Source organism: Streptomyces sp. AgN23 (assembly GCF_001598115.1).
GTDB lineage: Bacteria > Actinomycetota > Actinomycetes > Streptomycetales > Streptomycetaceae > Streptomyces > Streptomyces antimycoticus.
The window spans coordinates 9,518,079-9,530,325 of sequence record NZ_CP007153.1; the positions used below are offsets into that span (position 1 = coordinate 9,518,079).

Below are 12,247 nucleotides of genomic sequence, written 5' to 3' on the forward strand. Positions count from 1 at the left end.
ATGTCGGGTACCGAAGAGAAGCTCCGCCAGTACCTCAAGAAGGTCACGGCCGATCTGGGACAGACGCGTCGGCGGCTTCGCGAGATGGAGGAGCGATCACAGGAGCCGGTGGCCATCGTGAGCATGGCCTGCCGGTTCCCCGGCGGGATCGCCTCGCCCGAGGACCTGTGGGAGCTGGTCGCCTCGCGCGGGGACGCGATCGGGGAGTTCCCGACCAACCGCGGCTGGCACCCCGAGGCCCTCTACCACCCGGACCCCGACCACTCCGGCACCAGCTACGTCCGCCACGGCGGATTCCTGGACCGGGCCGACGGCTTCGACGCCGCCTTCTTCGGCATCAGCCCGCGCGAGGCCCTGGCGGCCGAACCCCAGCAGCGCCAACTGCTCGAAGTCTCTTGGGAGTTGCTCGAACGCGCGGGAATCGATCCCACCTCGCTCAAGGGCACCCAAACCGGGGTCTACGCGGGCGCCGGAATTCTCGGCTTCGGCACCCCGCAGATCGAAAAGAGCGCGGAAGGATATCTGCTCACCGGAAACACCCTCAGCGTCGTCTCCGGCCGGGTGGCCTTCACGCTCGGTCTGGAGGGGCCGGCGGTGACGGTGGACACCGCCTGCTCGTCATCGCTGGTCGCCATGCACCTCGCCTGCCAGGCGCTGCGGCAGGGCGAATGCACCCTGGCCCTGGCCGGTGGCGTGACCGTGATGACCACCCCGAACACCTTTGTGGAATTCTCCCGCCAGCGCGGACTGGCCCCCGACGGCCGCTGCAAGCCCTTCGCGGCCGCCGCCGACGGCACGGGCTTCTCGGAGGGCGTCGGGCTCCTGCTGCTGGAGCGGCTCTCCGACGCACAACGCAACGGACATCGGGTGCTCGCGGTGATCCGGGGCTCGGCCATCAACCAGGATGGCGCGTCCAACGGGCTGACCGCGCCCAACGGCCCGTCCCAGCAACGGGTGATCCGCCAGGCCCTGATCAACGCCCAGCTCTCCTCCGCCGAGGTGGACGCGGTGGAGGCACATGGCACGGGCACCACACTCGGCGACCCGATCGAAGCCGAGGCGCTGCTCGCCACTTACGGCCGGGACCGGCCGGAGGACCGGCCGCTGTGGCTCGGCTCGCTGAAGTCCAACATCGGCCATACGCAGGGTGCGGCGGGTGTGGCCGGTGTGATCAAGATGGTGATGGCGCTGCGCCATGAACTGCTGCCCGCCACGCTGTACGTCGATGAACCGACCCCGCACGCGGACTGGTCCGGCGGCGCGGTACGGCTGCTCACAGACCCGGTGGAGTGGCCGACGAACGAGCAGCCGCGCCGTGCCGGGGTCTCCGCGTTCGGGATCAGCGGCACCAATGCGCATGTGATTGTGGAGCAGGCGCCTGAGAGGGATGTGGAGTCGGCGTCCTCCGAGGTGAGTGGGGTGGTGCCCTGGGTGGTGTCGGGGCGGAGTGTGGAGGCGTTGCGGGGGCAGGCGGCGGCGTTGGCTGAGTGGGTGGGTGGCTCGGCGGAGTTGTCGTCTGTGGATGTGGGTTGGTCGTTGGTGACGACGCGGTCGGTGTTTGAGCATCGGGCGGTGGTGGTGGGTGAGGGCTGTGGTGAGTTGGTGGCGGCGGTGGAGGCGTTGGCGGGGGGTGTGTCGCATCCGGGTGTGGTGGAGTCGGGTGGGGCGGCGTTGGCGGGTGATGTGGGTCCGGTGTTGGTGTTTCCGGGGCAGGGTTCGCAGTGGGTGGGGATGGGTGCGGAGTTGCTGGCGGTGTCGCCGGTGTTCGCGGCGCGGGTGGGAGAGTGTGAGCGGGCTCTTTCGCCGTATGTGGACTGGTCGCTGGGGGATGTGCTGCGCGGCGCGGAGGGTGCGGCGGATCTGGGGCGGGTGGATGTGGTCCAGCCCGTTCTGTGGGCGGTGATGGTGTCGCTGGCTGCGGTGTGGGCGGGGTATGGGGTGTGTCCTGGGGCGGTGGTGGGTCATAGCCAGGGTGAGATTGCGGCTGCGGTGGTGGCGGGGGCGTTGTCGTTGGAGGACGGCGCGAAGGTGGTGGCTTTGCGGAGTAGGGCGTTGCGGCGGTTGGCCGGTGGTGGGGCGATGGCGTCGCTGGGTGTGGGTGAGGAGCGGGCGGGCCAGTTGCTGTCGGGTCTTGGCGATCAGGCCGCTGGTGTAGGCGTGGCGGCTGTCAATGGGCCCTTTTCCAGGGTGGTTTCGGGTCCGCCGGAGCAGGTGGCTGCTGTCGTAGCCGCGTGTCTGGAGGTGGGGGAGCGGGCGCGGTTGATTGAGGTGGATTATGCCTCGCATGGTCCTCAGGTGGAGGAGATCCGGGATGAGTTGAACGAGGTCCTGGCTGGCATCCGTCCGCTTGATGCGTCGGGTTCGGGTACGGCGTTCTATTCGACGGTGACCGGTGGTCGTGCTGTTACTACCGGCCTGGACTCGGGCTATTGGGTGTCGAATTTGCGGGAGCGGGTGCGGTTCACCGATGCGGTTCAGGCGTTGCTGGCGGACGGGCATCGGGTGTTCATCGAGGTCAGTACGCATCCCGTGCTCACTCTGGGTCTTCAGGAGACCTTTGAGGAAGCCGAGGTCTCGGCCGTCACCGTGCCGACCCTGCGCCGCGATCACGGCGGCCGGGCCCAGCTCCTCCACTCACTGGGCCAGGCGTTCATCGCTGGGGTCGAGGTGGACTGGCGGGCCGCGTTCCCGGCCGACCCCACGCCTCGTACGGTCGACCTGCCCACGTACGCCTTCCAGCACCAGCGTTACTGGATGAACGGCTCGGGCGCGGTCGGCGACCCCAGCGGCCTCGGCCTCGTCGCCGCGGACCATCCGTTGCTCGGCGCTGCCGTGGAGCTGGCCGATGGCAGCACCCACCTGCTCACCGGGCGTATCTCGGCCGGTGGCGGTGACGACTGGCTTGGCGAACACATCGTGGCGAACGCAGTCCTGGCCCCGGGCGCTGCGCTGGTGGAGTGGGCACTGCGGGCGGCCGACGAGGTCGGCTGCGGTGGGATCGAGGAGCTGGCTCTCCAGGTGCCGTTGGTGCTGCCGGAGTCGGGCGGGCTGCGCATCCAGGTGGTGGTGGGCGCGGCGGCGGAGGACGGGCGGCGCGATGTGCGGATCTACTCCCGTCCGGACGGCGAGGGTGACGCGGGCGCCGATGCGGGCTGGCTGTGCCACGCCGAAGGGGTGCTGAGCCCGGCACCGGAAGGCGCGGGCCAGTCGGCCGAGGGACTGGGCGGAACATGGCCTCCAGCGGGTGCGAAACCGGTGGATCTGGTGGGGTTTTACGAGCGTTCCGAGGCGGCGGGCTATGCGTACGGGCCGTCGTTCCAGGGGCTGCGCGCCGTGTGGCGGGACGGCGCTGACCTGCTGGCCGAGGTGGCGCTGCCCGAAGCGGCGGGGGAAGCCGACGGCTTCGGCATCCACCCGGCGCTACTCGACGCGGCCCTGCACCCGGCCCTCCTGCTCGACACCGGATCCGAGCGGGAGGGGGACGGCGGCCAGGTGCTGCTGCCGTTTGCCTGGAACGGGGTGTCGTTGTGGGCCGCTGGAGCGAGCACGGTACGCGTGCGGATCACCCCGCATGGGGACGGCGCCGAGGGTGAGCGCGGGCTGCGGCTGGTGGTGGCCGATGCCGTGGGCGACCCCGTTCTGACGGTCGACTCCCTGGTGACGCGACCGGCGTCCGTAGAGCAGTTGCGGGGGGCCGCGGCGGCACGTGGTGTGGACGGTCTGTTCGTTCTGGACTGGACCCCACTGCCACAGCCCACAGGGGCCGATGGGCCGGTGGCCGGTCGCGATGATTGGGCGGTGCTGGCGACCGAGGGGGCGCATCCGGATCTGGAGGGGCTTCTCGCGGCACTCGATGACGGGAAGTCGGCCCCGGCCGTAGTCCTCGCCGAGTTCCCGCGCTCGGACGCCGACGCCGACACCGCGACCGATATGGCGGCTGCTGGTCTGGCGGTGGCACAACACGCCCTGGAACTGGTGCAGAAGTGGCTGGCCGAGCCGCGGCTGGCCGATGCCCGGTTGGTCGTGGTGACGCGTGGCGCGGTCGCCGTCACCGACGCCGAGGGCGGTACGGATGTGGCTGCCGCCGCGCTGTGGGGTCTCCTGCGGAGCGCGCAGGCGGAGAACCCGGGACGCTTCGCTCTGCTCGACCTCGGACCGGATCTCGACCTCGGACTGGATCTCGACCTCGAACTGGATGTAGATCGAGCCCTCGGCCTTCACCTGCGGGACGCCATCACACAGGCGGTGGACCTGGATGAGCCGCAGTTGGCCGTACGGAACGGCCGGGCGTGGGTGCCACGGCTGGTCCGTGCCTCCGCCGACAGCGGCCCGAAGGAGCGGGGCACCCCGGCGGCGCTCGATCCTGACGGCACCGTGCTGATGACGGGCGGCACCGGCACCCTGGGCGGCCTGGTGGCCGAGCACCTGGTGCGCACCTGGCGGGTCGGCCATCTGCTCCTGGTGAGCCGTCGCGGGCCGGACGCCCCGGGGGCCCGCGAGCTGGCCACCCGCCTGGAAGGGCTGGGTGCGCGGGTGCGGGTCGCCGCCGTGGATGTCACGGACGCGTCGGCGGTGGCCGAGCTGGTGGCGGGGGTCGATGCCGAGCATCCGCTGACCGGAGTCATCCATGCCACGGGGTTGCTCGACGACGCGGTGATGACCTCGCAGACGCCCGAACGGCTGGCCCGGGTGTGGGCGGCCAAAGCCACGGGCGCGGCGCATCTGCACGCCGCCACCGCCGGCCTCCCGCTGTCCCTGTTCGCGATGTTCTCATCGGCCGCTGGGGTGATGGGTAGCCCGGGCCAGGCCAACTACGCGGCGGCGAACGCCTTTTGTGACGCCCTCGCCGCCCACCGTCAGGCCCGTGGCCTTCCCGGGCTGTCGGTGGCCTGGGGCCTGTGGGCCCAGTCCAGCGAGATGACCGGAAAGCTCGCCGCGACGGACCGGGCTCGGATGTCCCGCTCGGGCATCGCCGCGATGTCCAGCGAGAAGGCGCTGGGCCTGCTGGACGCCGCCTGTACGCAGGGTGGCCCGCTGTGTGTCGCCGCCGCCGTCGATCCGGCTGGGGTGGCTGGTGGGGATCTTCCGGCGGTGTTGCGGGGGTTGGTGGCCGGTCGCACCGGGCGGCGGATGGCGGCTGGTGAGGCAGGGGTTTCGGGGTTGGTTGCGCGGTTGGTGGGGTTGGGGGCTGCTGCTCGGTTGGATGTGGTGGTGGAGGTGGTGCGGGGTGGTGTGGCGGTGGTGTTGGGGTTTGGTTCTGCTGGTGAGGTGCGGGTGGATGCCGCGTTCAAGGAGTTGGGTTTTGATTCGTTGACGGCGGTGGAGTTGCGTAATCGGTTGTCGGTGGTGACGGGGTTGCGGTTGCCGGCGACGCTGGTGTTCGACTATCCGACGCCTCGGGTGCTGGCGGAGTATCTGTGCACCCGGCTGACCGGCGAGACCGCCGGGTCGGCCGCGCACGCGCCCGTCGTAACGGCGGCCGACGCAGATGAGCCGATCGCCATCGTCGCGATGACCTGCCGATTCCCGGGCGGGGTCAGGTCCCCGGAGGAGCTCTGGAATCTGGTCGCCTCGGGCCGTGACGCCATCGGGGAGTTTCCGACCGGCCGAGGCTGGGATCTGGACGGGCTCTTCCACCCCGACCCGGACCACCCCGGCACCTCGTACGCGCGCAAAGGCGGGTTCCTGTACGACGCCGATGCGTTCGATGCGGCGTTCTTCGGGATCAATCCGCGGGAGGCGTTGGCCACCGATCCGCAGCAGCGGTTGCTGTTGGAGGCGTCGTGGGAGGTGCTGGAGCGGGCGGGGATCGACCCGGTGTCGTTGAAGGGAAGTCCGACCGGTGTGTATGCGGGTGTGATGTATCACGACTACGCGGCCGGGCTGAGCGGCGGCGACGCGCGGCTGGAAGGCTACGCGATGCTGGCCAGTTCCGGCAGTGTGGTGTCGGGGCGGGTGGCGTACACGTTGGGCTTTGAGGGTCCTGCGGTGACGGTGGATACGGCGTGTTCGTCGTCGTTGGTGGCGATGCATCTGGCGGCGCAGGCGTTGCGGCAGGGCGAGTGCACGCTGGCGTTGGCCGGTGGGGTGACGGTGATGGCCACCCCGGATGTGTTCACCGGTTTCTCCCGCCAGCGTGGCCTGGCTCCCGATGGCCGGTGCAAGCCCTTCGCGGCGGCCGCCGACGGGACGGGCTGGGGCGAGGGCGCGGGTGTTCTGCTGCTGGAGCGGCTGTCGGATGCCCGGCGCAACGGTCATGGGGTGCTGGCGGTGATCCGTGGGTCGGCCGTCAATCAGGATGGTGCGTCCAACGGGTTGACGGCGCCGAACGGTCCCTCGCAGCAGCGGGTGATCCGCCAGGCGCTGGCGAGCGCCGGGCTGACGGTCTTGGATGTCGATGCGGTGGAGGCGCATGGCACGGGTACGACGCTGGGTGATCCGATCGAGGCGCAGGCGCTGCTGGCCACCTATGGTCAGGATCGCCCGGCTGGGCAGCCGTTGCTGCTCGGCTCGATCAAGTCCAACATCGGGCATACGCAGGCGGCGGCGGGTGTGGCGGGTGTCATCAAGATGGTGCAGGCCATGCGCCATGGGACGTTGCCTGCCTCCCTGCATATCGATGAGCCGAGCCCGCATGTGGACTGGGACAGCGGTGCGGTGCGGCTGCTGACTGAGGCGGTGGAGTGGCCGGACGGTGAGCGGCCGCGCCGGGCCGGTGTGTCCTCGTTCGGCGCCTCCGGCACCAACGCCCATCTCCTTCTGGAACAGGCCCCCGAGCCGGTCGAGCGTGTCACGACCGGACCCGTGATCTCCCCCGACGTGCGGGCGGTTCCATGGATGCTCTCCGCGCGGACTGCGGAGGCGCTGCGTGGCCAGGCCGCCGCGCTGGCCGAACGCATGGCCAACTCCCCCGAGATGACGGCGGTCGAGGTGGGCTGGTCACTTGCCACCACGCGGTCGGTGTTCGAGCATCGGGCGGTGGTGGTGGGTGATGACCGCGCCGAGCTGTTGGCCGCCGTGGAGGCGCTGGCGAGCGGTGAGCCACATCCGGGGGTGGTGCTCCCCGACAGTGGCGCGGCGACGGGCAAGACGGTGTGGCTTTTCAGCGGTCAGGGCAGCCAGCGCCAGGGGATGGGGGCCGGGCTGTACGAACGGTTCCCGGTGTTCGCCACGGCGTTCGACGAGGTCTGCGGGCTGCTCGACCCCCACCTGGAACAGCCCCTTCGCGACGTGGTTTTCCACGGTGTGGCCGAGCGGCCGGGGTTGCTGGACCACACCACCTACGCCCAGGCCGGACTGTTCGCCCTGCATATCGCCCTGGCCCGCCTGCTCGACTCACTCGGCGTACGCCCCGACGCGGTCATCGGCCACTCCATCGGCGAGATCGCGGCCGCCCACGTCGCCGGAGTCTTCGACCTCCCCGACGCCTGCCACCTCGTCGCCGCCCGCGCCACCCTGATGGGTGGGCTTCCCGAGGGCGGAGGCATGGTCGCCATCGCGGCCACCGCCGACGAACTCGCCGAGGACCTGGCCCGATACGACGGCCAGGTGGGCATCGCCGCCCTGAACACCCCCGGCAACACCGTCGTCTCCGGCCCGGTCGAGTTGGTCGCCGACATCGGCGACGTCTGGGCGGCGAAGGGCCGCAAGACCAGGACCCTGACCGTCAGCCACGCCTTCCACTCCCCGCTGATGGACCCGATCCTGGAGCCGTTCGCGCAGACCATCGACGGCCTGACCTTCCACCGGCCCACCCTTCCGGTGCTCAGCAACCTCACCGGTGAGCCGGCCGACGAGGAGATGGCCACGCCCGGCTACTGGGTGTGCCACATCCGCCAACCCGTCCGCTTCCACCCCGCCATCTCTCATATCGCGCCCGAAACCGGTGTCTTCCTCGAACTCGGCCCCGACCCCGTCCTCGCCACCGCGACCCAGCACACCCTTCAGCACCTCACCGCCGACGAGGCGACGACCGACGCCGACACCCACGTGGGCGGAGTCGGGGCAGGGTGGCCGACTCCGCTGGTCACAGCCACTCTGAGCCGTAAGCGACCCGATGGGCACGCACTCGGCCACGCCCTCGCCCAACTGCACACCCATGGCACCGATGTCGACTGGGCCCACTGGTTCCCGGCCGACCCGGCGCCCCGGACGGTCGACTTGCCCACGTACGCCTTCCAGCGCGAGCGCTACTGGCTGGCCCAGGGCGGTGGCGTCGGGGATGTGGGCGCGGCCGGGCTGCAACGGGTCGAGCATGCGCAGCTGCCGGCGGCCGTTGGGCTCGCCGATGGCGGGCTGGTGCTCACCGGCCGGATCTCGGCCGGTGGCGCCGGGGGCTGGCTGGCCGAGCATGTGATGGCGGGCGCCGTGCTGGCGCCGGGCGCGGCGCTGGTGGAGTGGGCGCTGCGGGCCGCCGATGAGGCGGGTTGCGGCGGGGTGGAGGAGCTGGCGCTCCAGGTTCCGCTCGTCCCGCCCGCGTCCGGTGGGCTGCGCGTCCAGGTGGTGGTCGGCCTGGCCACCGAGGACGGGCGGCGTGATGTGCGGGTGTACTCCCGGCCCGACCGCGATGTCGAGCCCGGTGCCGAACCGGGCTGGGTATGCCATGCCGAGGGCGTCCTGAGTCCGCCGCCCCCGCAGGGCCCCGCGCGCGCCCCGGTGGACGAGCCGGGCGGGGTATGGCCCCCGGCGGGCGCGGAGCCCGTACGGCTCGACGGGTTCTACGAGCGCGCCGCCGCGTCGGGGTACGCCTACGGGCCGTCGTTCCGTGGCCTGCGAGCGGTATGGCGGAATGGCGCGGATGTGTTCGCCGAAGTGACGCTGCCCGAGGCCGCCGGAGAACCCGAGGGATTCGGTATCCACCCGGCACTGCTGGATGCCGCGCTCCATCCGGCGTTCCTCCTCGACCGGCCCGTGCAGGAGCACGAGGACGGCCGGGTGTGGCTGCCGTTCGCCTGGAACGGCGTGTCGCTGTGGGCGGGCGGTGCCACGACCGTACGGGTCCGGCTCTCGCCCCGGGAGCAGGAGGCGGGTGGCGCCGAGGGCGAGCGGGGTCTGCGGGTCGAGGTGGCCGACGCCCTGGGCGGTCCGGTGCTGACCGTCGACTCGCTGGTGATGCGACCGGCCGACATCGACCAACTGCGGCCCTCCGCCGGGCCTGAGGTGGACGGGCTGTTCACCCTGGAGTGGACGCCCCTGCCCGTCCCCGCACCGGACACCGGCGCCGGACATCGGGAGCCGGATCCGGCGGACGGCGGCGAGTGGGTGGTTCTGGGCTCGCAGGAGCGCGGACCGATCGTGCCGGGCGCGGTACACCATCCGCATCTGGCGTCGTTGGTGTCCGCCCTCGACGGTGACGGCCCCGTCCCCTCGGTGGCCATCGCGTATCTGCCCGCGCTCGGCGGCCCGTCCGGCGGGGACGCGGGTACGGACCTGGCGGCCGCCGGTCTGGCGGCCTCGGAGCGGGTGCTGGAACTGGTACGGGGCTGGCTGGCCGAACCGCGTCTGGTCGACGCCCGGTTGGTGGTGGTCACGCGGGGAGCGGTCGCCATCGACACCTCCGAGGCCGAGGGCGCCTCCGAGACGGGGGGCGCCTCCGACACGGACGGCGCCTCCGACACGGACGGGGCCGGAGACGGTGGCCTGGACGTGGCCGGGGCCGCCGTGTGTGGGCTGGTGCGCAGTGCGCAGGCGGAGAACCCGGGGCGATTCCTTCTGGTCGATCTCGACCCGGACTCCGAGCCGCTCGAAGAGAGTGTGCGCAGCGCCGTGGTGTGGGCGGCGCACCTGGACGAGCCGCAGGTCGCGCTGCGGGCGGGGCGGCTCCGGGTGCCCCGGCTGATGCGTGCCGGTGGCGTGAGCAGCGGGGGTGTGGCCGCACCGGTGGGACAGCCCGCATGGCGGCTGGAGCTGACCGGCGCGGCCACGGTGGAGAACGTGAAGCCGGTGCCGTGCCCGGAGGTGCTCGAGCCGCTCGGACCGCGTCAGGTGCGTGTGGCGGTGCACGCGGCCGGTATCAACTTCCGCGACGCGCTCATCAGTTTGGGCATGGTCCCGGGCCAGACCGGGCTCGGTGGCGAGGGCGCCGGTGTGGTGCTGGCCCTCGGCCCCGAGGTGACCGGGCTCGCGGTGGGCGACCGGGTCATGGGGGTCTTCGACCGCGCGTTCGGTCCGACGGCGGTGACCGACGCCCGCATGGTGGCGCCCGTTCCCACCGGGTGGACCGCTCCGCAGGCGGCCTCGGTGCCGGTGGCGTTCCTGACCGCCTGGTACGGGCTTGTGGAGCTGGCCCGGCTCCAGGCCGGAGAGACGGTCCTGATCCATGCCGCGACCGGCGGTGTGGGCATGGCGGCCGTACGGATCGCCCGGCATCTGGGCGCGGAGGTCTACGCGACGGCGAGCCCCGGCAAGCATGAGGTGCTGGAGGCGATGGGCATCGACGAGGCGCACCGGGCGTCGTCACGCGATCTGGACTTCGAGGAGGCGTTCCGCGAGGCCACCGGCGGGCGTGGCGTCGATGTGGTGCTCAACAGCCTCGCCGGCCCCTTCGTCGACGCGTCGCTGCGGCTGCTGCGCGAGGGCGGCCGGCTGATGGAGATGGGCAAGACCGACCTCCGTGACCCCGAGCGCGTCGCGGAGCAGCACCCCGGGATGACGTACCAGGTCTACGACCTCATCACCGACGCCGGGCCCGAACACATCGGCCGGATGCTGGGCGAACTGGGCGAGCTGTTCGCCACCGGAGCTCTGCGACCGCTGCCGGTGCGGACCTGGCCGCTCAGCCGGACACGTGAGGCGCTGCGCCATCTCAGCCAGGCCAAGCACACCGGCAAGCTGGTCCTGGACGTCCCCGCCCCGGTGGACCCGGACGGCACCGTCCTCATCACCGGTGGCACCGGCACCCTGGGCGCGCTGGTCGCCGAACACCTCGTACGCGCCTGGCGGATCGGGCATCTGCTGCTGGTGAGCCGCCGGGGCCCGGACGCGCCGGGCGCCCGGGACCTCGCCGACCGGCTGACCGCCCTCGGCGCGCGGGTACGGATCGTCGCCGCCGATGTCACCGACGCGGTGGCCGTGGCCGATCTGGTGGCGGGGGTCGACCCGGGGCATCCGCTGACCGGAGTCATCCATGCCGCGGGCGTGCTGGACGACGCGGTCGTCACCGCGCAGACTCCCGAGCGGCTGGCGCGGGTCTGGGCGGCGAAGGCCACCGCCGCCGCACATCTGCACGCCGCGACGGCACACCTGCGCCTGGGCGCCTTCGTGCTGTTCTCGTCGGCCGCCGGGGTCATGGGCAGCCCGGGACAGGCCAACTACGCGGCGGCCAACGCCTTCTGCGACGCGCTGGCGGCCCACCGCCAGGCACGGGGCCTGCCGACGGTCTCGGTGGCCTGGGGCCTGTGGGCCGAATCCAGCGAGATGACCGGCGGCCTCGCCGACGCGGACCTGGCCCGGATGTCCCGCTCGGGCGTCACCGCGATGACCGCCGACCATGCCCTCCGGCTGCTCGACGCGGCGGCCGAGCACGGCGGCCACCAGCTGATCGCGGCGGACATGAACACCCGCACCCTCGCCGGACTGCCCGTCGACGGCCTCCCCGCCACGCTCCGCGCCCTCGCCGCATCCGGCGCCGGTGGCGCGGCGGCGCGGCGTACGGCGGCGGCGGCCGATGCGCGGCCGGACGACTGGGCCGGCCGGCTGGCGGGCCTGTCCGCCGCCGAACAGCACCGCGCGGTCCTCCAGTTGGTCCGTGGCCATGTGGCCACCGTGCTCGGGCATGCCGACGTCGAGGCGGTGCAGGCCGACACCAATTTCAAGGAGCTGGGCTTCGATTCCCTGACCGCCGTCGAACTGCGCAACCGGCTCGCCGCCGCCACCGGTCTGCGGCTGCCCGCCGCCCTCGTCTTCGACTACCCGGAAGCGGCCGTGCTCGCCGACTACCTGCTGGAACGCATCGCCCCGGCGGTCGGGGCCGCCATGGGCCGGGACGGCGCCGATCCGGTCCTCAACGAACTGGCCAGACTCGAAGCCACCCTGATCGGCCTCGAGCTGGAAGACGACGATTCGGGGGCCGTCACGGCACGGCTCGAAAGCCTGCTGGCGAAGTGGAAGGCGACACGAAAGCCGGCGGAGGAAGAAATGACCGCCGCGGAGAGGCTGGAGTCCGCGTCCGCGGCCCAGGTTCTCGACTTCATCGACAACGAACTGGGTGTGTCCTGAATGTGCCGGGCGCGACGATCGCTGAGGCCGG

Annotated in this window: 1 protein-coding gene; it reads left to right on the forward strand. The window is 72.0% G+C overall.

All coding sequences use genetic code 11. The features are described 5' to 3' along the window. On the forward strand, positions 1-12,216 hold the full coding sequence (locus AS97_RS41105; protein ID WP_210566673.1) for a type I polyketide synthase: 12,216 nt from the start codon (positions 1-3) through the stop codon (positions 12,214-12,216). Positions 12,217-12,247: the final 31 nt, after the last annotated feature.

Coding starts and splice junctions, on each gene's coding strand:
- AS97_RS41105 (WP_210566673.1), top strand. CDS start 1: ATGTCGGGTACCGAAGAGAAGCTCCGCCAGTACCTCAAGAAGGTCACG.